General features: G+C 41.3%; 27 protein-coding genes and 1 pseudogene. 3 read left to right on the forward strand and 25 right to left on the reverse strand.

The genetic code is table 11. The features are described from left to right. From VP97_RS19535 to VP97_RS19545, 4 genes and pseudogenes are all read right to left on the reverse strand, one after another. The coding region (locus tag VP97_RS19535; protein WP_050183837.1) for a heavy metal translocating P-type ATPase at positions 1 to 2244 on the reverse strand (2244 nt) is incomplete at its 3' end. Positions 2245 to 2365: 121 nt separating this feature from the next. Further along, entirely contained in the window at positions 2366 to 2575 is a 210-nt protein-coding gene (gene copZ, locus VP97_RS19540; protein ID WP_050183838.1) for a copper chaperone CopZ, read from the reverse strand. A 78-nt stretch (positions 2576 to 2653) separates the two neighbouring features. Next, positions 2654 to 2791, reverse strand: a pseudogene (locus tag VP97_RS24050) (metal-sensitive transcriptional regulator); the annotation flags it as partial. A 100-nt stretch (positions 2792 to 2891) separates the two neighbouring features. Next, complete coding sequence (locus VP97_RS19545) at positions 2892 to 3197, reverse strand: metal-sensing transcriptional repressor (protein WP_050183839.1); 306 nt, start codon at positions 3195 to 3197, stop codon at positions 2892 to 2894. Between the two features lie 769 nt (positions 3198 to 3966). Between VP97_RS19545 and VP97_RS19550 the strand changes: the two genes are divergently transcribed. Further along, entirely contained in the window at positions 3967 to 4770 is an 804-nt protein-coding gene (locus tag VP97_RS19550; RefSeq protein ID WP_050183840.1) for a DUF2935 domain-containing protein, read from the forward strand. Between the two features lie 113 nt (positions 4771 to 4883). Here VP97_RS19550 and VP97_RS19555 read toward each other — a convergent pair whose 3' ends face one another. The 4 genes from VP97_RS19555 to VP97_RS19565 form a co-directional block, all read right to left on the reverse strand. Beyond that, a complete protein-coding gene (locus VP97_RS19555) occupies positions 4884 to 6476 on the reverse strand; it encodes an FAD-dependent oxidoreductase (RefSeq protein ID WP_156153566.1) in 1593 nt (530 codons plus the stop codon). 190 nt (positions 6477 to 6666) lie between these two features. Beyond that, entirely contained in the window at positions 6667 to 7083 is a 417-nt protein-coding gene (locus tag VP97_RS19560; protein WP_050183842.1) for an STAS domain-containing protein, read from the reverse strand. Further along, complete coding sequence (locus VP97_RS24800) at positions 7037 to 7162, reverse strand: hypothetical protein (RefSeq protein WP_281175122.1); 126 nt, start codon at positions 7160 to 7162, stop codon at positions 7037 to 7039. Before VP97_RS24800 ends, VP97_RS19560 begins: the two co-directional genes overlap by 47 nt. A 587-nt stretch (positions 7163 to 7749) precedes the next feature. Next, a complete protein-coding gene (locus VP97_RS19565) occupies positions 7750 to 8592 on the reverse strand; it encodes an STAS domain-containing protein (protein ID WP_050183843.1) in 843 nt (280 codons plus the stop codon). A 243-nt stretch (positions 8593 to 8835) separates the two neighbouring features. Here VP97_RS19565 and VP97_RS19570 point away from each other — a divergent pair, with 243 nt between their 5' ends. Then, the gene (locus VP97_RS19570; protein ID WP_050183844.1) at positions 8836 to 9309 is read left to right on the forward strand and encodes a GNAT family N-acetyltransferase; all 474 of its coding nucleotides are present in this window, start codon (positions 8836 to 8838) and stop codon (positions 9307 to 9309) included. 201 nt (positions 9310 to 9510) lie between these two features. On the opposite strand, the gene VP97_RS19575 is transcribed toward VP97_RS19570, so the two are convergent. The 4 genes from VP97_RS19575 to VP97_RS19590 all read right to left on the reverse strand — a co-directional run bounded on the left by VP97_RS19575 (position 9511) and on the right by VP97_RS19590 (position 14960). Then, a complete protein-coding gene (locus VP97_RS19575) occupies positions 9511 to 10158 on the reverse strand; it encodes a hypothetical protein (protein ID WP_050183845.1) in 648 nt (215 codons plus the stop codon). A gap of 373 nt (positions 10159 to 10531) precedes the next feature. Next, positions 10532 to 12325, reverse strand: a complete 1794-nt coding sequence (gene cstA, locus VP97_RS19580; RefSeq protein WP_050183846.1) for a carbon starvation protein CstA — start codon at positions 12323 to 12325, stop codon at positions 10532 to 10534. 132 nt (positions 12326 to 12457) lie between these two features. Next, entirely contained in the window at positions 12458 to 13207 is a 750-nt protein-coding gene (locus tag VP97_RS19585) for a LytR/AlgR family response regulator transcription factor (protein WP_050183847.1), read from the reverse strand. After that, entirely contained in the window at positions 13182 to 14960 is a 1779-nt protein-coding gene (locus VP97_RS19590; RefSeq protein WP_050183848.1) for a sensor histidine kinase, read from the reverse strand. Before VP97_RS19590 ends, VP97_RS19585 begins: the two co-directional genes overlap by 26 nt. 255 nt (positions 14961 to 15215) lie before the next feature. On the opposite strand from VP97_RS19590, the gene VP97_RS19595 reads away from it, so the two are divergent. Further along, positions 15216 to 15830: a restriction endonuclease gene (locus tag VP97_RS19595; protein WP_082220459.1), complete on the forward strand. Its 615-nt coding sequence runs from the start codon at positions 15216 to 15218 to the stop codon at positions 15828 to 15830. Between the two features lie 66 nt (positions 15831 to 15896). On the opposite strand, the gene VP97_RS19600 is transcribed toward VP97_RS19595, so the two are convergent. From VP97_RS19600 to VP97_RS19660, 13 genes are all read right to left on the reverse strand, one after another. After that, positions 15897 to 17576, reverse strand: a complete 1680-nt coding sequence (locus VP97_RS19600; protein ID WP_156153567.1) for a glycoside hydrolase family 13 protein — start codon at positions 17574 to 17576, stop codon at positions 15897 to 15899. 205 nt (positions 17577 to 17781) lie between these two features. Continuing rightward, on the reverse strand, positions 17782 to 18183 hold the full coding sequence (gene gvpU, locus VP97_RS19605) for a gas vesicle accessory protein GvpU (protein WP_050183850.1): 402 nt from the start codon (positions 18181 to 18183) through the stop codon (positions 17782 to 17784). Between the two features lies 1 nt (position 18184). Continuing rightward, complete coding sequence (gene gvpT, locus VP97_RS19610; protein ID WP_050183851.1) at positions 18185 to 19768, reverse strand: YtxH domain-containing protein; 1584 nt, start codon at positions 19766 to 19768, stop codon at positions 18185 to 18187. Positions 19769 to 19783: 15 nt separating this feature from the next. After that, positions 19784 to 20116, reverse strand: a complete 333-nt coding sequence (locus VP97_RS19615; RefSeq protein WP_050183852.1) for a gas vesicle protein — start codon at positions 20114 to 20116, stop codon at positions 19784 to 19786. Positions 20117 to 20141: 25 nt separating this feature from the next. Further along, complete coding sequence (locus VP97_RS19620; protein WP_050183853.1) at positions 20142 to 20426, reverse strand: gas vesicle protein K; 285 nt, start codon at positions 20424 to 20426, stop codon at positions 20142 to 20144. Then, positions 20392 to 20667, reverse strand: coding sequence for a gas vesicle protein (locus VP97_RS19625; RefSeq protein ID WP_050183854.1), 276 nt, complete (start codon positions 20665 to 20667; stop codon positions 20392 to 20394). The genes VP97_RS19620 and VP97_RS19625 overlap by 35 nt, the downstream gene beginning before the upstream one ends. A gap of 15 nt (positions 20668 to 20682) precedes the next feature. Next, positions 20683 to 21489 (reverse strand): GvpL/GvpF family gas vesicle protein, encoded by an 807-nt coding sequence (locus VP97_RS19630; RefSeq protein WP_050183855.1) that lies wholly within the window; start codon positions 21487 to 21489, stop codon positions 20683 to 20685. 13 nt (positions 21490 to 21502) lie between these two features. Next, a complete protein-coding gene (locus VP97_RS19635; protein WP_050183856.1) occupies positions 21503 to 21757 on the reverse strand; it encodes a gas vesicle protein GvpG in 255 nt (84 codons plus the stop codon). Next, the gene (locus VP97_RS19640; RefSeq protein WP_050183857.1) at positions 21757 to 22524 is read right to left on the reverse strand and encodes a GvpL/GvpF family gas vesicle protein; all 768 of its coding nucleotides are present in this window, start codon (positions 22522 to 22524) and stop codon (positions 21757 to 21759) included. Before VP97_RS19640 ends, VP97_RS19635 begins: the two co-directional genes overlap by 1 nt. Before the next feature lie 14 nt (positions 22525 to 22538). Then, positions 22539 to 23459: a gas vesicle protein GvpN gene (gvpN, locus tag VP97_RS19645; RefSeq protein WP_050183858.1), complete on the reverse strand. Its 921-nt coding sequence runs from the start codon at positions 23457 to 23459 to the stop codon at positions 22539 to 22541. 24 nt (positions 23460 to 23483) lie between these two features. Continuing rightward, entirely contained in the window at positions 23484 to 23747 is a 264-nt protein-coding gene (gene gvpO / locus VP97_RS19650) for a gas vesicle protein GvpO (RefSeq protein ID WP_050183859.1), read from the reverse strand. A 62-nt stretch (positions 23748 to 23809) separates the two neighbouring features. After that, positions 23810 to 24070 (reverse strand): gas vesicle protein GvpJ, encoded by a 261-nt coding sequence (gene gvpJ, locus VP97_RS19655; protein ID WP_050183860.1) that lies wholly within the window; start codon positions 24068 to 24070, stop codon positions 23810 to 23812. A 26-nt stretch (positions 24071 to 24096) separates the two neighbouring features. After that, positions 24097 to 24498 carry a hypothetical protein gene (locus VP97_RS19660; protein WP_050183861.1) on the reverse strand — a complete coding sequence of 134 codons (402 nt, stop codon included), beginning with the start codon at positions 24496 to 24498 and terminating at the stop codon, positions 24097 to 24099. Positions 24499 to 24503: the final 5 nt, after the last annotated feature.

The following is a 24503-nucleotide window of genomic DNA, read 5'->3' on the forward strand; positions in this document are numbered from 1 at the left end:
TGTCTTTTTACTCATGAAAATCGCATCGGCAATACTTGTCAGTTCACCTCGTATGAGGGTAATGTCCGCAGCTTCCATGGCTACGTCGGTACCTGTACCAATCGCCATCCCGATATCAGCTACAGCCAGGGCCGGGGCGTCGTTGATCCCATCGCCAACCATGGCCACTTTTTTGCCGGCCAGCTGGAGCTTTTTCACTTCTTCCGCTTTTCCTTCCGGCAATACTTCTGCGATGACCTGCTTGATTCCAACCTGCTTTGCAATCGCCTGGGCCGTCTGGGTGTTGTCTCCTGTAATCATCACTACCTCCAGGTCCATATTCTGAAGGCGTGCAATCGCTTCTTTTGACGTTTCCTTAATGGTATCTGCAACGGCTACAATACCTGCATAGCGCCCATCAATTGCTGTTAACATTGCTGTTTTCCCCTGCTTCTCCAGGTTCTCCATTTTTGTTAGTTCATTCTGTACATTGATGTTATGCTTCGCCATCAATCTGCGGGTACCGATGAATAATTGTCTGCCTTTCACCGTTGACTCGATACCAAAGCCAGGAATCGCTTCAAATGTATCGGATGATCCCAATTCAATACCTTTTGCCTTGATTCCTTCAACAATTGCTTCCGCAAGGGGGTGTTCAGAGTTTTTTTCCGCTGTACCAACAAGCGCAAGAAATTCATTTTCATCCATGCCCTCTGCTAAAATAACATCCGTTAAAGATGGCTTCCCATTTGTAACGGTCCCCGTTTTATCCAGGATAATCGCATCCAGGCGGTGTGTTGTTTCAAGGTGTTCTCCACCTTTAAATAAAATCCCAAATTCAGCGGCACGGCCTGAACCGGCCATAATGGAAGTCGGTGTAGCCAGGCCAAGTGCACAAGGACAGGCAATGACCAGTACGGCAATGAACTTTTCAAGTGCCTCCGCAAACTCTCCAGGGCTTACAGCAAAATACCATACGAAGAAGGTAATAATTGCTATACCCACGACAATTGGTACAAAAACACTTGAAATCACGTCTGCCAGACGCTGGATCGGCGCTTTGGAACCCTGCGCTTCCTCCACTACTTTAATAATCTGGGCCAAGGCTGTATCTTTTCCCACTTTAGTCGCTTTGATTTTCAAGAAACCATTTTTATTAATGGTTGACCCAATCACATGGTCTCCAACCGTTTTATCAACTGGAATGCTTTCCCCGGTCAGCATCGATTCATCAAGCGCAGACCGGCCTTCTGCGATTTCCCCATCAACCGGTACCTTTTCACCTGGTTTTACAAAAACAATATCTCCTTGTAAAACTTCTTCGATTGGGATTATTACCTCCTGGCTATCACGAACGACTGTTGCATTTTTCGCCTGCAAGCCCATCAGTTTTTTGATCGCCTCAGAGGAACGGCCTTTTGCCCTTGCCTCGAACAGTTTGCCCAAAATAATTAACGTAATAAGGACAGCACTTGTTTCATAGTAGAGCTCAACTGTATGAGCATTTGATCCGGTGGACGCAACGCTTAAATACAAGCTGTAGAAATAAGCAGCCGATGTGCCCAATGCCACAAGTACATCCATATTTGCGCTTTTGTTTCTTAATGCTTTAAAAGCGCCGACATAAAACTGTCCTCCAACAATAAATTGAACAGGTGTTGCAAGGGCAAATTGTACCCAAGGATTCATAAACATATCAGGCAGCCAGATAAAAGACGTAAATTCAAAGTGGCTGACCATGGCCCATAATAATGGAAAAGACAAAATGGCCGAGAAAATAAACTTACCTGTTTGCCGCTCAATTTCTTTCTGGCGATGATCGACTTGTTCCCCTGCTTTTTCCTGCTTTTGTTCAAGGGAATAGCCGAGCTTTTTAATAGTTTCTTTCATATCTGGAACGGAGACTTGGTCAGGATTGTACTCGACTAGAACTGACTCCAGCGCAAAATTCACGGCAGCTTTGTCAACGCCATCTAATTTGTTTAGCCGTTTTTCAATTTTATTGGCACAGGCCGCACAGGTCATTCCGGTAATATCAAATTCCACTTTATCCGTTAAAACGTCATACCCTAAAGATTGAACTTTTTCTTTAAACTTCGTTATGTCTGTTTTATCCGGGTCGTATTTAATGTTTGTTTTCTCAAGAGCAAAATTCACATTTGCTTCTTCTACACCCTCCACCTTTTTCAATCCTTTTTCAATTCTTGTTGCACAGGCCGCACAGGTCATTCCTGATATTTGAAGGGTTGCTTCCTTTTGATTCATGTTTTCTCACTCCTAACTTCTTATACCAAGGTAGGGTATACAGTTTTTCAAAAGAAATCGTGCTGAAATTCAGCACGACCTTTTTAAATTTTCCTTAGTGATCACTTTGACCCCGGTTAGGTTACTCTTCTATATCGTACCCCTGATCTTCAATTACATCTGTAATTTCTTTCAAGCTCACTATATTTGAATCAAACGAAGTATCAACTTTTCCTTCAGCAAGATAAACCTTTACTGATTGGACGCCATTTAGTTTGCTTACATTTCCTTCTATTGAATTAACGCAATGCCCACAAGACATTCCTTGTACCTTAAGTGTAACTTGTTGCATAATAATTCCTCCTTAAATGACCTTCTTATTGTTTTATATTTATTATCTTACCTCAGTAGGATAGTAAATAAGCAATATTTAATTATAATTTGTGATTTTATAAATGACGGTTAAAAATTCTTTTACAATCTCAGGACCATTTTGTCTGAACCGTTCAATCACGCAAGTACTAATGTGACTCTCTAACAAAACTCCAGAAACTGAATTTAATACTGCTTGAGCTGCTGAAGCTTATTATTACAAAATAAATTTACCATACCCCGAATAGGTATATCAACGACAAAATATAATACCAGCTGTCCACTGCTGGTATTAACTATTGAGACTTAGAAAACCGTTTAAACACTTCCATTAATTCCTGAATCGCTTCTTCCCCATCTCCATCCTTTATCGCATCGGATACGCAATGCTGTGTATGCTTTTCCAATAAATGAAGGCCTACTTTATTCATGGCTGCGTTGATTGCAGAGATTTGGGTAAGAATATCCACACAATACCGATCTTTTTCAATCATATTTTGAATACCGCGTACTTGACCTTCTATCCGCTTTAATCGGGTTATTAACTGATCTTTTTCTTTTGTTGATCTGTGTGTCGCCTTTATTTCTTCAGCGTTGTTCATATAAAGATCACCTTCCTTTCTTTAAAAATTTCTTCTAAAGTAAATATTTTATATACGTAACTGGGGTATGCTATGATTGTACCACAAAAAGGAGTAATCCCAAAATGCACGAACAATTTAGGGAGTATATGGAAGAATGTCTTACTTGTTAAAAAAAGATGGTGTGAAAAGCATAGCAATCACCTGAGCACTGTAAGAAGTATGCAGAAGGGTGCAAAAGTATGGCTGGTTAATTAAGAAGAGAGTAAAATATCAGGTATCTTTAAGGAAAATAACTTACAATAAATCAACAGGGGAAATGCTGTCTCTCTGACCTCGTTTTCTTTTTTGTTCCCTATCATAATAAAGATATTAAAATACACATTGACACTTTTTCACTATGGTCATTGTTTATTTTGTTTCTTATCTTCCCATAATAGCTCCCGGCTTTTTCCCTCAGCTGCCCACGAATACTGATAATGTTTTTTTGTGTAAAACTGTACTTGTGTACAACATAGAAGTTTAAAGGAGACTTCGAAAGAAGGGGAAACAGACACTAAAACAGAGATTTTAAAAGAGGTATACCAGAAAGAAAGAAACTGAATTGAAGATAATAGTGAATTGGATGAAAAAGAAAAAAGACTGTCAAAAAAACAGCTTTTTAGAACTTACCTTTTATTTTTTCTTTTCCACTAATTCGAAGCACTTTTAATTTAAATCCATCTTCTTACATATCTAAAACAGGTGTTGAATACCCTTTCTAAGACGCATATTTAAGGGGGAAAGTATTTTGACCAATTCCTTTGTGAGCAGATCTTTGGATGAAATTCGATTCTGGTCTCGGATTATGAAAGAGCATGCTTTATTTTTAAGTCTGGGCTTTAATCATGATGACAAGCAATTAATTGAAGAAGCACAACAATTTATTAGTGTATTTGAACAAATTGAACAAAAGCTAAGTACCTACTCTGCTCAAACGGACCCTCAGCAAATTAAACATTTTAACAATCAAGTTTATCAAGCAGCTGCCTCTATCTGGGCTTACAAACGCAAGGTATTGGGATTGATTTTAAGCTGTAAAATAAGATCTAATAACTACGCTCTCCTAGTAGACCATACAAGTCGCGAAGCCGCCTACTTTGCCAATCGTTTAAAGGAACTAAATGAAGGAAAATTAAAACCTTTGCCTGAGGCCATTATTAAAGAAAATGTTTTCTTCCTCAAAATTATGGCCGATCATGCAAAATTCATTGGCCATCTTTTAGATCCTTCCGAGAGAAAATTAGTAGAACAAGCTCGCGAATTCAGTCATGATTTTGATCAGCTGGTGTTTCAAGCACAGGATTTAGATTCTATGCGCCCACAATCCGAAACAACGCCTCTTTTGGATCAGTTTTTAGATGAAAACCGAGTTTCTGTGGTTTCACTGCGGAATTTCAAAAAAACAGCAAGAGACTTGATTGAAGAATGCAGAATCAAGAGTAACATTCACCCTTTGCTGGCAGACCATGTTTTCCGGGAAGCAGAAAGATTTCTCTACATTATCGACACATTTGAGAAAAGCCTAACAAATAAAAGTAAAACAAAGGGCTAAAATTCCCGCTGCCTCTTTATAAAAGAAAAACCGCTGCATTCTTCCTCCTTTTAAAAAGGATACTAAATTAACTCACCCCCACTCAGCTTAAAGTGGGGGCTTTCCGTTTCCTTTTAATAGCCTGAATCCTCTGAAGTCAGATTGTCCAGCATCCGGTGATCATGCCGCTGTAATGGTTTTTCAGCTGGACCTTCCACTACTTCTCCTGTATAAGAAAACCGTGAGCCATGACACGGACAGTCCCACGTGCGGTCTCCACTGTTCCATTCTACTTCACAACCGATATGCGTGCAGGTTGTATCGACAATGTGAAGTTCTCCTTCTGCATCCCGATAAGCACCTTTCCGATGGCCATTAATCGTAATAGCTGCTCCTTCGTCTTTAGCCAGGTCTTCCACATTTTTTGTAGGTTTATCCAGTTTTCCTTTGATTAAATGCCCTACCACATCCGCGTTATCAAGCAGGAAGTTTTTTAAGCTTGGATGCGCATTAAAGCGTGACGGAGAATACAGGTCCTCATAATGGTTTGATTTTTTCTGAACAATATCCCGAAACAAAAGTGCAGCGGCCGTGCTGTTGGTCATTCCCCATTTTCTGAAACCAGTCGCAATCAAGACATTCGGTACATCAGAAGTGATTTTACCAATATAGGGTATTTTATCCAGCGTCACTAAATCTTGAGCGGACCAGCGGTAAAGAACTTTTTCTAAACCCAGAACATCTTCTCCAAACTTTTCAAGTGCATTATAGTGTTCAATGGTATCTTTCCCCTGTCCCGTTTTATGGTTTTCGCCTATAATTAATACCATTTCTTCTCCGTTAATCATTACCGAACGGAGGGAGCGGGCAGGCTCATCAACATTACAATACATGCCGCCTGGGAATGTTTTTTTTGTTTTAGCCGCCAGGACATACGAACGGTCTGCATGCATTCTCGTTGAATAAAGCCCGGCCCCTTCATAAAAAGGGAAATGCGAACAGGAAAGAATATAGCTCCCTTGAACACGTGATCCTCTCTGGGTAAGAACCGTTGGGTGCTCTCCTGTCTCAATATTTACGCATGTTGTGTTTTCAAAAATGAGACCACCTTTGTTGGTAATATCCTGAATAAGATGAGCCAGGTATTTTACTGGGTGAAATTGCGCCTGATCTTTCATAACAAGCGCTTTTTGGATATCAATATCGAAAGGAATACGGTCAATCAGTCCGCCATTGATGCCGAGGCGCTCATAAGCCTCGGCCTCTTTTTCAAGTTTGCCTGCATATTGACTGGTGCCAGCGTACAGATATGCATCTTGTATGCTAAAATCACACTCAATTGAATTCTGTTTTACGGTTTCTTTTATAAAGCGAAGAGCTTCCTCATTGGCTTCATAATATAATTTGGCTTTGTTTTCCCCAAAATTGTGCATCAATTCGTCATAAATCAATCCATGCTGAGCTGTCACTTTGGCGGTTGTATGACCGGTTGTGCCGTTTACTAATTTTCCCGCTTCTAAAACAACAACCTTTAATCCTTCTTTGACCAGAAGATAAGCAGAAGTAAGTCCTGTAATTCCTCCTCCTACAATCACAACATCTGCAGAAAGATTTTCATCCAAATGAGGGAACTCAGGTAAATTGACTGAATCTCTCCAATAAGACTGCGTATTCTCCGGTAACTTTTCATTCAGCTTCTTATTATGCTCCACAGGAAAACCTCCCATTCTGATTTTAGTAATACGGCCATTAGCTTCGTACTCGTAAAAACATTGTCTCGCACAATTCCGACCGTTTTTTATAGGTTGCCAATTTTTTCTTTATCTTATACCTGTCGAGGGGAGCAGCATTTATGACACATAAAAAAGAAGCTGTTATGCAGCTTCTTTACAAGTAGAATGACAATAATATAAAAGACTATAGAATATCTTTTAATGCTTGTTTCAAATTTGATTTAATTTTCAACTGGCCAATATCGATCTCCAGATTGATCATCGTTTGAGCTACTTCCGGTCTAATGCCAATTAAAATGGTTTCTACATCAAGCAGGCCCAATGCTTTTTCAATTTTTAAAATTTGTTCTGCCACCATCGTATCAACGACCAGGACACCAGACAAATCAAAAAGAAGATGAGACAAATTTTTTTCAGAAGCTTTTTGCAGCACTTCCTCCATTAAAAGACCCGCTCTTTCTGTGTCAATGTTTTCGATGAGCGGCAATACTGCCACTCCTTTTGCAAATGGTACAACCGGGACGGATAATTCCAGAAAAGCACGTTTGGCATTTTCAATGCTTTCTTTTATGGCATTCCACATCAGCAGAACTAAATGCATAAACAGCCTGGTCTAAGAACGGATCTAAAAGAGCACCTACTTTAAGTGCAATGGCAAGAGACATATCATTTTTTTGCATTTCCTCTCCAAGAACTCCCTAAATATAAGTCCTGTAATGGCTTGTATCTTTTAGGGCTTCATCTAAAGGAATGCCCAGCCAAATACTTTTTTCCGGTTTCTTTTCCCCAATTTATAAAGGAAGCGTCTGTGAATATTGATGTCGGAGGCTGAAGCAGAATTCTACAAACAAACCTATGAAATTTGCCCGTATTCCAATCATTTGACGGTCTGTTACCGGTACATTTTGTACTTTTTCTTTACTTAGTCTTTGCTCATGTACCTGCTCAGCAATTTGAACTTCCTTTTTAAGATCCTTTTTCCGAGAAACTGTAGTTCATTCTTCATTTTTACCTCCAACGGCTTATGAATTTGCTCCCAATATAATATGTGGTATAACCTGAATTTAAATGTGTTTTAATCCTATTTCTGCCTATATCTCGGAAAAAAAATGGAGTTTCCTGCCGAGTCTGTCGATATTTTAAAGATCATACATAATGGCTGCGGTCGCCAATGCCATTATCCTTTCTATTATTCTGTAGACCACTTTTTTTAATAATTTCTCCAATAAAAAAAAGATCGCTATAGCATAACGATCCTTTTGCTTACTTAAAGATTTTCGGGATTATAATTCAAAGCTCTTGATAATGTCGATGTAACTGGAATTTTATTGAAAGAAAGCCCTAATTGCACTGCTGTTTGTGCAACCTCAGGACGAACCCCTGATAAAGTTGTTTTTACACCAATTAACCCTAAAGCTTCATGCAATTGAAAAAGCCGTTGAGCTACTTCTCCATCGATTGCTACTACTCCAGATAAATCAATGAAAAGACAATCTATATTTTTTTGTGCACACTGCTTCAGTGTCTTTTCAATAATGAATTTAGCTCGTGAATGATCTATTTCCCCAATTAGCGGAAGCAGCCCTGTTTTTTCATTGATCATAATAACAGGTGCACTTAATTCATAAATCATCTCTCGGTGAGCTTGATAGTTTTTGGCTAAAATTCGATTGTGTTCCTCTGTAAACAAAGTTGTCACTTTATCCATTGTATCGATAATCATGTAATTCCATTGATCAATATCTTCTTGAGAATATTCCCCCCTGTGGAGAGATGCAAATTCTCTTACAAGCTTCATGTATTCGTCGCGCGTTCTATATAATTCTTTTAGCACTTCATGGATTGGAGTGGCTAAATAGCCTGGATCACTGGCCAGCTCTACTACCCATTCCTTAAATATTTTTGCAGAAGTCGTTTTTTCTTCCGAAAATATTTGAAAAAAATACCTGTGCAGTTTATTATACTGCTTTTTTAAAAGCTGCACATTTTCAGCAGCAGTAGAAGCGTATATTCCAGCAGATTCGCCTTTTTTAAGCGTTGCATACCAACCTTCTGTTAATCGGTTCGTGTGACTTATCAAATAGTGATAAAGATCTTCCCATTGTTTCAATGGCTCTTCCTCCTGCCAGCTTAAAAGCCAAAACTTTTTATGGTTATTCTAACGCAAAGAGAAAGTTATAGCTATTGAATTGGTTATTGGTTCCATCCACTCACCGCCTGCTAGTTATATAAGACCATGTTTTGTATAATTTATCCAAAAATACTCTATTTTCCCTCAATTCAGCAATCTTATCTTATCTTTTATTTTGTTGATTACTCATTTTGTTTAGACACATGACAGGGAGGAAATAAAGTGGAAATTAGAAGATTTCGTGTTTCGGATATTAAACAGATTGTCGGATTGTTTTATGAAACTATTCATTCTGTAAACAGAAAAGATTATACTCAAGAGCAGCTTGAGGCATGGGCGTCTAAAAACGATGAAGGTTTTCGGCTAGCGTCCTGGAAGGATTCTATGAGCACCCATATCACATATGTGGCCCTCATTGATGACAGAATCGTCGGCTTCTCTGATATAACACAAAAAGGATACCTGGATAGATTATACGTTCATAAAGATTTTCAAAGACAAGGAATTGCTTCCTCTTTAATAAGCACGCTTGAATGCGAAGCAAGAAAACTGGGACTTGCTGCATTAAACACGAATGCGAGTATCACGGCAAAACCATTTTTTGAGCACCACGGCTATCAATTAGTTCAGTCGCAGTGCGTAGAGCGAAATGGTGTTAAGTTAGTAAACTACAAGATGATTAAAGAGTTATATTAAGCCGCGTTTTATATGGACCGTGTTGTAGTGGAAAACCAACAATAAAAAACAAAGTTAATTTATTGAGAAGTCAGACTCTACAAGTAACAGAACGAGAAAAAACCCCTGACAGCAGGGGCTTCTCATGTTTTATTGATTGATTGCCGGGTCTATCATTTGAAAAAAGCTATTTTAGTCATACCACCAAGCATTCTACGATCTTTATGGTGCAGCGACGCTGCTTGTGCTTTCATCTGCTTCTTCTGCTGGATCAATTTCCTCATACAGGTTTTCTTCTATCTCTGGGGTTGTGGCTTCCTCGGGAGCCTCTACCTCATCTGTTCCCTCTTCTACAGGCGCAGAAGGTTCTTCGATTGTTTCTTCTTCAGGCAATTCTACTGCCGGGAGCTCTGGCGCAATCTCAATCGTGCTTACTAGATTTTGAGTATCTAATATCTGCGCAACCACATCAGCAATCTGGTTTTCTGCTTCTGTTACTTCAGGTGCGTCTTCTCCTGACTTTTTCGCTACTGCATGTAATTGGTTGGTCGCTGCATTTGTCCGGTTAAGAAGTGAATTCAGATGACCTAAATACTCTTCATATTCTTCCGATGTCAGTGCTTCCTTGTTTTCAAGTCCTGACACGACAACAGCAAGTTCGTCTTCAATAGAAGAAATTTTTTTCTCAATAGGATTCAAACGGTGTAAAATCGAACCCCCGCTTTTTTCGCTTGCAGCTTTTTCTGTCCCTACGGACGCCTGCACGGCTGTTTTAACATTTGCTGCCTCAGCGTCTGCCTGTGCACCGAAAGCAAGGCCAAGGGCCAATGCTGGAGCTGTTGCTTTTAAAAGTGGATGTTTGATTTTCATACTTCTCCTCCTTGTAAGGTTTACTAAGTCTTACAAGAAACGTTATACCACCTTTTTTTCTTTTACACACGTGTTTTTGCCGTTTTTAACCAAAGTGAAAACGGGATGTAATGTTAGGTCAAAAATGTTCAAATCGAAATGGTAACGTAATCATGAATTAACATTCTTTAAAATAACCTTTTAATCCAGACAGTTTCGAGATCAACAGATCGTACTTACATTAGTACTGTTTACAGTACCCTGCTTTGTACTTGCCGCCCGATGAATAATTGTACTTTTATCCTCTCAGCCCTCACCCTATAAGAAAAAGGGTTTTTGTAAGACATTCTGCATATAAAAAAGACCTAACCGAAAACGTTAGGTCTTTTTGTCGTTAAGCTGTTTCTCTGCGCATTTTTACAGCTGGGTTATTCCAGTTATGCAGCCAATTTTTTATCGCCGCTATCATAATCACAACACCCAGGATCAACATGATAATTGAAAGCATGCCATTTAAAATGCTGTATCCTGCTGCATCCGCATTCAAATAAACATTTTTCACCATCCAGTAGCCGGCGTAGTTCACCGTAACGTATAGATACGAAAGGGGAATTAAGCATGTCAGCATATAACGGCGCTTGTCTGCTACCTTTAAAATAATCGTTGCGCCAATAATTAAGCCAATCGACGCCATTAGCTGGTTTGATACACCAAACAGTGCCCAAACCGATCCGATATCACCAGAGAAAAGCAGATAGCCCCAGAGCAGGCAGGCAAGTGCACTGGCAAAAATATTACCCGGTATCCAGTCCACTCGCTTCAGCGGTTTATAAAAAGCACCGCCAAAATCCTGGATTAAATACCGCGCTACCCGTGTTCCTGAATCAATCGCTGTTAAAATAAACAAAGCTTCAAACATAATAACAAACTGGAAAAAGAAAGAAGCCAGATTATGAAACCATGGGACATTTGTGAAAATATAGGTCATGCCGACCGCAAGCGTTACAGCGCCGCCAGTCCGGCCTTCCAGGTCCAGGCCGATATCCTGGCTCAGCTGGGCCAAGTTAACCGTTTCCATTCCAAGCGTCCGAAAAACTTCAGGTGTGGAGTTAATCGCAAAATAATCACCCGGGTGCAAAGCAGTAGCAGCCACAAGTGCCATAATCCCAACAACACATTCGACCAGCATTGCCCCAAACCCAACCGGTTTAATGTCGCTCCAACGGTCCAGCATCTTCGGTGTTGTACCTGATCCGACAAAAGCGTGGAACCCGGAAATCGCCCCGCAGGCAATTGTAATAGAGATAAACGGCCAGACAGGACCGCTTAACACAGGTCCGCCTCCATCAATAAACTGCGTAAGAGCCGGCATTTCAATGGTCGGATTTACAATAAACACACCGGCAATCAAAGCGACGAAAACACCGATCTTCATAAAGCTGCTCAAGTAATCACGTGGTGCTAGAAGCAGCCAGACCGGCAGTGCTGCAGCAAAAAAAGCATAGATCGGCAAAATAAGCGACAGCGTTTTTACATCCAGCGTCAGCCAATCTCCTAACATGGTTCCTTGAATGTATGGGCCACAGAAAACAGCGGCCATAATAAGAAGGAAGCCCACAATTGAGGCACCTTTTAAATTGCCTGTTTTTTTATGGTAAAGACCAACACCCATCGCAATCGGAATCGTAATGCCCACCGCAAACGTCCCCCACGGATTGTGCTCAAGTGCATGAAGCACCACCATGGATAAGCCAGCCATCGTAATCGTAATAATAAATAACATGGCAAGACCTGTGCAAAAGCCGGCTACCGGACCTAGTTCTTTCTTTGCAACCTCAGCAAGCGACTCGCCTTTTTGACGCATAGAAGCAAATAAAACAACTGCATCGTGAACAGCGCCGCCAATAACCGCTCCAATCAAAAGCCAAAGAAGACCCGGCAGATAACCAAACTGGGCAGCCAGAATAGGACCGACCAGCGGGCCTGCTGCAGCGATGGCTGCAAAATGATGCCCAAACGTAACCCACCGATTCGTCGGCACATAATCTTTGCCATCCTCAAGCTCATGGGCAGGTGTTTTTTTCGAATCATCAAGCTTTAACACTTTTACAGCCATAAATGTCCCGTACAAACGGTATGCAATCATTAAAATACAAATTGAACCTATCACCATTGTAATCGCATTCATTTTAAGGGCCTCCCCTGTATGTTTTTGCCCTTTCACTATACCAAATGAAAATTAATTGTTAGCGTTTTCAATACGACAAGCAGCATTTGCGCTGTGAAATGCAAAAATAACCGGCTGAGTTGCAAGAAAGCGTTAAAACCCTATTAACTGCTTTAGCTCTTTTACATATGTACGGCTGACCGGCACCTTTGATCCGTCTTTCATGATCAAATTGTAGGTTGAATTAAACCATGGCTCGATTTGATCAATGTGGTTGATGTTCACTAAAAAGCTTCGGTGTACCCGTACAAAAGCAGAGGAGCTAAGCTTTTTCTCAATCGCGGCTAGAGATTCCTGTGTTTTGTATTCAGAAGACATCGTCTTAATCAAGGTTTTTCCTTCTGAAGAAGCTGTATAAAGAATCGCTTCCCGGTCAATCAGCACAATGCGTTCATCGGCGGCCACTGCCAGTTTTCCCGTTTGCAACTCGGCAGAAGGCTTTGGCATTTCTGCAGGGGCGTCTGAACGCTGACCGCCGATCATGCGGATTGTTTTTATTTTTTCGATCGTCTGGTTGATCCGATTTTCGTCAAATGGCTTCAGCACATAGTCAACAGCATTCAGTTCAAAGGCCTGCAGGGCAAACTCATCATAAGCTGTTGCAAATACAATCGCCGGCTTATGCTCAAGATAGCGAATCTCAGCCGCCAGCTCCAGGCCGCTTTCTTCAGAAAGCTCAATATCCAAAAAAACAAGATCTGGTTTTGTTTGTTTAATTTGCGGAAGCGAGTCGGCTATGTTGCTCGCTTCCCCCACCACTTCTACTTCGCGGGTTCTGAGCAAGAGATATTTCAACTCATCTCTTGCCAGGGGCTCATCATCTACTATAAACACTTTCATCATAATAAGCTGGACCTCCTTTTCTTTCTGATGGCAGGCGAATCGATATCGCTGTTCCCCTTTTTTCTTCGCTCGTAATTGTAAATGAAGCCTGTGTATACATTCCTTCTAAACGGCTGCGAATATTCACCAGTGCGGTTCCCGTACCATGCTTGGACGAAACAGTCTCTTTCCCCAGCCTGTCGAGCTTCTCCTCTGGAATACCCTTTCCGTTATCCGTTACTTGAATCTGCATATGCGTTTGATCCGTAAAAGCCTGGATTCTTACTTCTCCTTTTGTCTTGGAACCAGAGAAAGCATGGCGGATGCTATTTTCAACGAGTGGCTGAAGAATAAACGGCGGCACCAGGCTTTTTTCAAGACCCAGTTCAATATCAAAAAAGACCTCGTATCGGTCAGGGAACCGCGCTTGCTCAAGCGACAGGTACGCCTTCACATGTTCAATTTCTTTTTCAAGAGGAATGACCATCTGCCGGGCTCCCTGCAGATTGCTTCTAAAAAACTGGCTCAGCTCCAGCAGCAGCTTTCTGGCTCTTTCCGGATCGGTGCGACATAAAACCGAAATAGTATTAATGGCATTAAACAAAAAGTGCGGATGAACCTGCGCCTGGAGCGCTTTTACTTCTGCATTTTTTAACAGCCTGCTTTGCTGTTCTGCCTGCGCAAGCTCCAGCTGCGTGGAAAATAAATTGGCCAGCCCTTCCGCCAGCTCCCGCTCTACCTCGGTTAAATCACTTGGATTGGTGAAGTAAAGCTTTAAGGTGCCGACCGTCTGTCCATACACTTTTAACGGAAGCACAACGGCGGCCCGAAGCGGACAGGTTGAATTTGTACAAATGATTTCTTCCCGGCTTTTCGCCGTAAGCACCCTGCCTTTCTGCAGGACTTTTTTCGTCAGCCCGGTTGAAAATCCTGCTGTCGGTTTATGATGGTCTTCCCCCGCTCCGGCATGGGCCAAAACGCTTTTCGTATTTGTGACCGCAATCGCATCTGCTTTTGTGAGTGAAAGCATTGTTTCCGCTACAGCCCGGCAGGATTCGGCATTCAGCCCTTGTCGAAAAAACGGCAGCGTTTGATCGGCAATGTAAAACGCCCTGCTCGTCTGAAGGGCTTTTGCACGTTCCTGCTCGCGTAAAATGTTTTGGATCAGCAGCATAAAAAGAAGCATGCCGAGCCCGTTAATGGTAATCATTGGGAGACCAATTAACCTTACCAATTCCCAGGCAGGCTCAAACGGCTTCACCATTACCAGAATCATACCCATTTGAATCATTTCCATTAAGATACCGACTGTAATGGCAAAAGGCGTGGAAATAGGCGCTTTTCGCTTATGCCGCGTACCAAGCCATCCGGCCGCGCCACCAGCCAGGACAGCAGAAAGCGCACACGCCGCAGCTGTAAATCCGCCAAGAAAAAAGCGGTGCAGGCCTGCAATCAAGCCGATTCCAAGGCCAACAATGGGACCACCAAGCAGAGAACCAATGGCAATGCCCAGTATTCTTGTATTTGCAATGGCACTATCAGGCTCCAACCCGATCAGCCAGCTGTTTTCAGTCATCGCATTCGTATGAATTTCAATGCCTGTGTAATTGCTGATTACACCAAGAAAACCAAAAATGAGAATAAGCATCAGCTTTTCCCGGATGCCTTGATTGTTGTGAATCAATTCGCGGAAATGCTTCATTTGAGAAAAAAGAAAAACGGAAATGAGAATAATCCCCACCCGTTCAATCATAAGAGGAATAAGATTAACCATAGATCATCGCCTTCCAGCCAAGTCTTATTTATACCAGGCTTCTTTCATACTAGAGATATGGGATTGTTTCAATATTTTCTCCCATTCTATCATAATCATTCAAAGAAAGTGATGGACCTTTTTCAGTACCTTCTGATGACCAAAGGGCTTTCCACTCCTAAATTTCCCGCTTTTATATAGGAAGAAAAGAATCATAAAACTGAATAAAAATGAATAATGTAGCGAAGGTTAACTTTCAAAGAAAGGGACGATCATATGGCGAAAAACAAGTCGAAAAAAAGCCCACACCTACTATCCAACCAGCTTCTTTTTAGCTTTCTTATTCTTCTGCTTATCCTTCACTACGCAGCAGATCACTTGCTAGCTGCAGGAATGGCTTTACTTGTTATGTTGTTTTCTGCTGCTATGTACTTTTATATCCAGTGGCGAAAGCAAAAAGCTGAAAAAAACAACGTTGTACAATCTGGTATTAAAGAAATTGATGTGATGAATGGAAGAGAATTTGAAAACTATTTAGGTGCATTGTTTAGGGCAATGGGCTATGAAGTTGAAGTAACACCTGCTTCCGGAGATTACGGAGCGGATTTGCTGATGGAGAAGGATGAAGCCTTCATTGTGGTACAAGCCAAAAGATACAGCAAAGCAGTAGGCATTTCTTCTATACAGGAGGTTTTTTCCGCCAAAATGTATTATCAAGCAGATGAAGCATGGGTCGTAACTAATAATACGTTTTCTAAAAACGCGTTTGAGCTTGCCAAAAGAAGCGGCGTAAAGCTGATCGCGAGAAGGGAACTCATTGGGCTGATTACAGAGAATATGACCGAGATGCCTCCCCCGGTCTTTACAATTCATACGTGGAACGAAAAATGAAACATGTATAAATACCCTGCCTCACTCATACAAGACAAGGAGGCAAGGGCGTTTTCTAATTCTTTATTACTGTTTCAATAGATAAACTCTGGATTCATAAGGAGTCAATGTAATAGAAGGCGTAAATCCTTCCTTAACGGGTTCATTGCTGATGAGCAGTTCAACTGATTTATATTTTATGCCTTCAGGCAATTGACATTGGGCTGTTTCTGCAGAAAAATTGTTGATAACAAGCAGTATCTGATCTACAAATCTACGTGTATACGCATATACTTGTAGATGTTCCTTTAAAATCAGCTCGTACGTTCCATATACAATCACCTCATACTGCTTGCGGAGCTTGATCAGCTTCTGATAATAATAAAAAACAGAATTGGGATCATTCAGGGCTTGTTCTACATTAATGTCGGAACAGTTCGGATTGACTTTAAGCCATGGAATGCCAGTGGTAAACCCGGCATTTTCACCGGCATCCCACTGCATCGGTGTCCGGGCATTGTCGCGGCTTTTGGCGTGGATGGCTTCCATCACTTTTGCATGATTCCCTCCTCCTTTGGTTACACGCTCCTCGTACATATTTAAAATTTCCAAATCGTTATATTCGGTAATATCAAACTGTACGTTTGTCATCCCGATTTCTTCGCCTTGATAAATATACGGAGTTCCTTTGAGCATATGCAGGAACGTCCCGAGCATTTTCGCTGATTTTACCCGGTACTCTCTATCATCTCCAAAGCGGGAAACCATTCGGGCCTGGTCATGGTTATTTAAATACAAGCTGTTCCAGCCTTTTCCCTCTAAGCCGTACTGCCATTTAGACATGACTTTTTTTAACTCCTGCAGCTGCCATGGCCGCATATCCCACTTTCCGCCTGGCCCGGCATCTAAATCCATATGCTCGAAGGTGAAAATCATATTCAATTCTGTTCCTTCACTGTTGGCATACCGCTGTGCATCTTCAACGGATGTACCCGGACATTCACCGACGGTCATTATATCGTATTTTGACAGGACTTCCCGGTTCATTTCCTGTAAGTACTCATGAACACGCGGCCCATTTAAAAAGTAGTCGCCGCCCCATGCATATTCGCCTTCTTCCTGCTGATGCCCGTCCGGCAGTCCCTCTACTTTGGAAATCATATTAATCACATCCATCCGAAATCCGTCAATACCCCGGTCCAGCCACCAGGTCATCATGTCATACACTTCACGGCGGACGGTTTCGTTTTCCCAATTTAAATCAGGCTGCTTTTTGCTGAACAAATGAAGATAGTATTCATCGGTTGCTTTATCATACTGCCAGGCTGAACCGCTGAAAAAAGAAACCCAGTTGTTTGGCTCCTTCCGGTTTTTACCGGGTCGCCAAATGTAATAATCGCGGTAGTCGTTTTCTTTCGATTTCCGCGACTCGATAAACCAGGCGTGCTCATCCGATGAATGATTGACAACGAGGTCCATCATCAGCTTCATGCCTCTTTCATGAAGACCGGCCAGCAGTTCATCCCAGTCTGCCATTGTGCCAAACTCATCCATAATATCCCGGTAGTCGCTAATGTCGTAACCGTTATCATCATTGGGTGACTTGTAAACAGGTGAAAGCCAGACAATGTCTACTCCTAACTTTTTTAAATAATCGAGTTTGGCGATAATTCCCTGCAAATCACCAATCCCGTCTCCGTTAGAGTCTTTAAAGCTTCTTGGATAAATTTGATAAACGACACTTTCCTTCCACCATGCTTTCTCCATTTTACCCGCCCTTTCCATTCTTCTTTAACCGATCTATAAGGCCTCTTGAATGGTTTCTTGCTGAATAAAAAATGCATTTTGCCTTCTCAGCACTTTATCCGTTGTGGACGATCCGGAAACATGGCCCGTCATTGTTTTCCCAATCCTTCTTTATAAAATAAGAGCAATTGCCAGTTCTGCTGGCAATTGCTCACTCTTTCTTTCCTTATCTTTCTTTGTCACTGCTGTCGAATATTTTTCCTAAAAAGAAGCCGTCTATTTCACTTAGTTTTCCCCGCCAGAGAATTTTTCCTTTTGAAGGAGTAGGCTTGCTGTCGCCGCAGTAGACCTTTGTATCTTTCATATGAAGAAAATGTGCTTCTGTATCGTTCGTACGTGACGCTTCTCCGGCTTTTTGAAGCTGGTCACTGACCATTTGTGCCGTTTCGTTTCCGCCTTCAAAGGTTTCACTCAGCATGTGGAAATATTCCTGTGCAGATACGAGTGTACCTGTAATCACAGCCCCTTTTACATTTAGCGTAATATCTAAGGAGAAGTCGTCCTTGTTTGCCGCTTCGACAAAAAACTCAAGAATACTATCTTTGGCTGCACTAGAACCGCTGCTCATATTACATCTCCTTTCTCATCTCATTTAAAAGAAGGTACGTGTCTTCCACTTTTTCCTCTACTTTCTCATTGGAAAGAACATTATAATAAGTTGCTTTCTCTTCGTTGTCTGAATCGCTGGATGATGATGCTGCTTCCTTGCTATTTTGCTTTTTTGATTGAGCAGCTTTTTCCTTATCACTATTCTCGTTGCTGTTTTCTCTATCACTCTTTTTTTCATCATTATAGCCATCGTTTTTTTCTTTATCTTTTTGATTTTTCTCTTGATCTTCTGTTTTGTTTTTCTTTTTCTGATCCTGGTCCTTAGATGAATCTTTTACTTCTGCTTTTACTTCTTCTTTTCCCGCTTGATTTTTATTTTTTTCACCAAGCTCCTCTTTTTCTTTCTGATTCTCATTCGAATTTGGCTTTTCTTCGTTAGTTACTTGACTTTTTTTTTCAGCATCCTCGGAACTTTTGTCATTTTCCTTTTTATCCTGCTCTTGCGTTTGAAATTCGTCGTCGCTTTGGTTAGAATCTGCTTCTTGATTCTTATCTTTTTCTTGGAGCATTTTTGTAAGCATTTCTTCTATTTTACCCAGACGGCCCTGCAGCTTTTCATTTTCTTCCTTTAATGCCTCATATTCTTTGTTCGTTGATTTTTCCTCTGACTCTGCTGGTTCCTCTTTACTGTTTTTCTCAGATTCTTCCGATTTTAACTGTACCTTTTCATCGTTCTTTTCATTATTGTTTGATTGAGTTGGTTGTTCTTCGCCAGTCTCTTTATCTTTTAATTCGGGCTGTGCTGTATCATCATTCTCTTTGTTTCCTCGTTGCTCTTGCAATTCTTTTTCATTTTCTTCGCCTGCTTGCTCTGACTTCGGTTCCTGTTTATTTTCTTGATCGTCCCGCTGAGCCTTTGGTTCTTCCTTATCCTCTTCGTTACTTAAAGGCTCCTGCAAATATGATGATGAGCCTCCATCGTGATCTGGCTCTTTCGATTTGGGCTGCTCATTTTTACTGCTCTCCTGTTTTGGTGAATTTTCTTTCTCGTTCTTTCCTTCATTTGATGCTGCAGTTGATTCAGCAGCCTCATTCGCATCACCTTTACTTTTCGTTTTTCTCCCTTCCTGGCCGTTTTTTGTTTCGATAAATGTTGTCAGCATTTCTTCCAGCCGGTCTAAACGATCATTGAAATCTTTGCTTTCTTGATTGGATGCTTGCTCGTTTTTGCCAGTGGACTTATGATCTGCTCCTAGTGTGAGGGTTGTCTCATTTCCACTGTTCTTTTCTTCTTCATCATTCGCATACCCCTCTACTGTAACGTCCTCTTTTTTGTCCAGCATCTTTCCAGTCGAATGTTTAATAGAAGCTACTGCTTTTTTTGATTTTTCCTTCATTGCCTGACCCAGGCCGGAGCCTGTGCTCTTTAACTTATCCCGGCTTGCGTTTTCCAGCAGTTTCTTTCCATTCTCGGGCGTAGCCATATAACCAACGGCAGCCCCAATTAATCCTCCTGCAAGAGAACGTCTAAGGGAACTGCTGCTTGTGCCGTTTTCTTTTTTTGTTTCCTGCGTCTGCTTTCCCATCTTTTTCGCTTTTTCCATGATAGAACCTCCTGCTTAGTAGTTGAATTCTTTTGTATCAATACGATTTGTAGATATCTTCTGTTCCAGCGATTCGAGCCTTTCATGAAGTTTCTTATTTTCCTCTTCAAGTGCTTTTGTATGATGATCGGCTGCTTTGGATGTTAAATACGGATCTGTTTCCCACCAGTCCATGCCGATTTCCTTTGCTTTATCAACAGAAGCAACAATCAGACGTATTTTGATGGTTAATAGCTCAACATCCGCAATACCGACCGTAATATCTCCTGCGATTACAACACCTTTATCCAATATTTTTTCCAATACATCCACGATTGTACTGGATTGCATGGAATGTTCGACTGCCATGTAAAATCCTCCTTGGCGTTTTTAATTAAAGCAAGCTTCCTAAAGGACCAAGATCGATATTTAAATCATCTGCATCCAGCCCAAAAATTTCTTTTAATTCTTCCATTTTTTCTTCCAGATTCATGAGCGCTTCGCCTAAATTTTCGATTTGCTCATCCGTCAGCGTGCCGCCTTCTACCCTTCTAATTGCATGCCTTTCTACAATTTGTCTTAACAGCTCAATGACCGTTAGCACTAATTGCGCTAACCCATGCTCCGCATTGTCAGGATCCAGGTTAATTTTTCCATTTGTCTGGCTGGCCGGTTGCATGTGTAAGATCCTCCCTTTGTTTATCAAATTGTACAGAAGAGATAGTTTTGTCGTTTCCCTGTTGAGCCTGAACAAGCGACTCTACCGAAGCAATGAGTACTCTTAAATCCAGATAAACCAGGTCAACTCCCGCAATGGAGATGACTAAATCTGCTTTTATTGCCACTCCCTTGTCCAAAATGACATCCAGAATATCAATTAGGGCAATGTCCTTGTTCTCAATCGATTCTTTTAGTGACATCGTTCTCTTCCCTCTTTATGAAAAACTTGAAAAGTGATAGGCCGGCCAGGGTCCAGATGCTTGGAACTTCCAGCCCTTTTCCTTCATATCCTTTTCATATTGCTGAATTTGGTTTAAAAAATCTTCGACTTTCGATTTGGAAATGAGGTATACACCGTTCCATGTCATTTCCTCTTGCCTTCCAGTCACTTCGCTGCTCCACGTTCTTTTGACGTTTCCTTGAACAGCAAACTCACTTAAGCGGGAATGAATGTGTTCACTTACTTTGTTTTTTTCTTTCTCAAGCTCAGACGCAATGACCTTGTCTAGCTTTTTCTTTTCAAAAAATTGCTTTCCTCTTGGCAATTGGCTGATTTCCGCTCGTTTTGCTTCTATAGTTGGGATATTCGCGCTTACTTCCTTTTTTAATTGCTCGTCTTCACAATAAATTTTGACGTTCCATTCTTCATTTCCAGTGATAAAAGCAAATGTATCGAGCATTTTGCCTTCGTTTGACCCAACAGCTGCTTTTAAGCTGTCTTCATTTTTGTACAATGTACAAAACTTTAATGGAATTAAGGTATAGATTTTTGCCAGCTTCATAACCGTTTCATGATGGTGAAAGGCTTTTTCCTGAAGCCATTCCATGTCATTATTAACCCGATCTTTAATTTTATCTTCTGCGTATTCTTCGGCATCCAGGCTGCAAACAATCGCTGTCAGCTTTCCTATTGGAACCGTATATAGATCTCCTGCATCATCAAAGCCTTTCAAAGACGGAAGCGGCTGGCTGGCTGCTTCCTCTGTTTGAGCCAATCCATACAAATAAATTAGACGATCCATGTTCTTACTGCCCTCATTTCTTCTTTGTCATCTGCTCCCATTGCTCCATTTCCATTCGTTTGGCCATTTCATACCGTATAATCAGGTCTTCTTCTTTCGCTTTGTAAGCTTCTTCTGGAATTTCTCCAAGCTCGTACATCATCTGCAGCTGAATGAGCTTTTGCTGGATGGTAGGCAAGTCGTACAGCTCTTTATCTGCTTCTTCTTTTACCTTTTCTCCAATTTTGATGACAAGGTTGATCGGCGCAGAAATCAGCTTGTGCAGCATTAGGCATCCTCAACTTTTAATCTAATATTGACGAAGTTATAAGCCGGCCACGGACCGCTGTAGTTGAATTCGACCCGATCCTCCCACTGGTCGTGCAGCTCATTTACTTTTTGGTCAAACGCTGCTTCTTTGTCACGATCTACCAAAAATGCTGCATTTAGGAGCATTTTTTCCCCGATCGGATCATTTACTTTTGACGCTTCTGCCAGCTCCTTTAAAGGAAGGAAGATATCCTGCTCTGTCTCTTTTTGCAAAGATGTCACAAGTTTCTGGGCAGCTCCCCCCAGCTGAATTCGTTCATAGTAGCTGGCTGCTTCTGATTTCCCTTTTACTGCCTGTGCCATTTTTTCTATGCTGGCATCCTCGCTTACTTTTGATTCCAGCCATTCTTTTTTGCCAATGACCTTCAAACCGAGCTCCACCTTTCCCTTTATTTCCGGGAAAAGTTTTTCAAATTGCGGATATAAATTCTCCAACAGCACACCTACATCTTTTTTTGAATGAAAAACATTTCCGAAACTAACCGGTATCACGGTGTCATTTTTCTTCATTACAAGAGAAACCGCCTGCTGGTGCATCATTAAATTATCTTTGTTCGGATGATAAATTTTCATTGGTACCTCGGCAGCGACCATCGCTGCATCTTTGAACCGAATAGTGAACAGCTCTCTTTTTTCTTCTTCAATCTCTATTTCTCCGAAGTTTTCATCCGCCTCTATTTGAATTCCACAAAAAATATAAATCCCCATTGATTCTTCCTGGCTCATTGTAAAACACTCCTTTATTCCTCAGTAACTTTCATATTGTGACACGCTTTTATCACTAATTCTTCTGCTGCTTTCATTGGGTTATCCGATTTGATGCACCGGCTCATTTGATGCGCTAATACGTCGAGACATAAACGCTGAAAAGCAGCGTTTGACCCGTCTACTGGAATTTCTTCTTTCACCGATATTCTGGCAATCATTAATGAAGCGCGTAGGCTCGGCCCGTTGTCCGCTTCGCATTCTTCACGTAACTGAGCAACAAGAGCGGTAATGGCTTCGGCCTTCTCTTGAGTGATATCTATCTTTTCCGAAATGATGGCTGCTTCCCGGTCGTGTTCTTTATGATCAATAAAAATCGTAATCAGACGATCAAGCAGCGCTTCCTGTGTTTGATAGACCCCTGCATATTCCTCGGGATTGCTGGTGAAGATAACGGCAAAATCAGGATGGACTCGAACAAACGGTTCTGTTAATTTTGTTCCGTATAAAGGAAGGATTCCTTCTTCTAAAATAGACAAAAAGATATTGTTAGTGGCTGGCTTTGAACGGGTAAACTCATCATAAACAAGAGTGTAGCCATTCTTTACTGCTTCCAGCAGCCGCCCGTCTCTCCATGTTTCTGTTACACTTTCGTCTTTTTTGTATACAGAACGAACGTAATTATCGACTACTTTTTTACTCGTATAGCCAGTAAAATCACCAATTAAGTCTTTATTGTTTAATTCATGGTTACCATGGATCAGCATGACAGGCTTTTTTCTTTTTTTTGCCAGAGCGAGCGCCAGCGAGGTTTTTCCAGTGCCAGAAGGGCCTGTTAAGTGAATAGGATAGCCCGCTTTTAAGTATTGCAGTGAGCGGGAAAGCAAGTCTTCTGTCTCTGGATCATGGACAATCTCTTTGGAATTTTTATTGATCTTATTTTTTAAGACGGTCACTCTTTTTCCTCCTACTCCCGCGTCCTATGCTTCATAATTAATTGAACTTCTATACCGAATATCTCGTCGTTTATAAGAAGTTACTTCCTTCTCTTCATTTAAGAGAACCTCGTATACACCGATCATTTCGTCTTTTGCATACTTTTTCATGTATTCTTTTTCTTCAATCACTTCCACAGTCAGCTGCCAGCCATTATCATTTTTTTCTACGGAAGTAATTTTGTGAACGGGCGCTACGAATTCATTAAAGAACTCGGTAACATTTCCGATAATCTTTTTAATCTCCATTATGTCCTCCTGCTAGAGAATAACAGGCCAGGGCTTCTTATACCCTGGCTCTGCTTTCTTTATTAAATGCTAAACCGTGCATTTCTTTCATTTGATTGAGCAAGCAGTCCATTTTCTTCAACATGATCTCCAAGCAATCCGACCGCCTCTGCATAACGCAGCCATGTATCTACACTGGCAATGACCACCCGGGCTTCCACCGTTAAAATTTCAATTCCGACTACTGACACCCTTACAAAAGCATCGATAACAATCCCTTTATCTAAAATCCGGTCAATAACCTCTGCTAAACTAGAACTATCTGTACTTTTTTGAACAGCCATAATTGCTTTCTCCTTTCGTGATGATATTAAGAACCGATTGTTTTAATATCATTGGAAGATTTTATGTTTTTCGCACGTTTGATTTTAGTAGCACTTTTAATATCTTTGGACGTTTTAATGTCACTGATTCCCTTAATATGCTTGACGCCTTTTACTCGTCGGTCATCGTCTTTTTTATTGGCTGAAGACATTTTTTTTTGAAACTCTTGTCCAGCCTCCACTGCATTCCCCAGCTTTTCACGGGCTGACAGCAGGACCTCCTGGACTTTTTCTTCTGCCTCTCCTGCTTTTTCATGGATGTTTTCTTTAAATCTCTCCTTTGCTTTGTCGACGATGACTTCCTTCACTTTCTCTTTCACTGGCTCCGGAGCGTGTTTGATCGCGCTTTTTGCCACTTTACCAGCCGCTTTTTTCAAGCGCTTGTCCATCTCAT

This window comes from Domibacillus robiginosus, from assembly GCF_000966195.1.
Classification (GTDB): domain Bacteria; phylum Bacillota; class Bacilli; order Bacillales; family Domibacillaceae; genus Domibacillus; species Domibacillus robiginosus.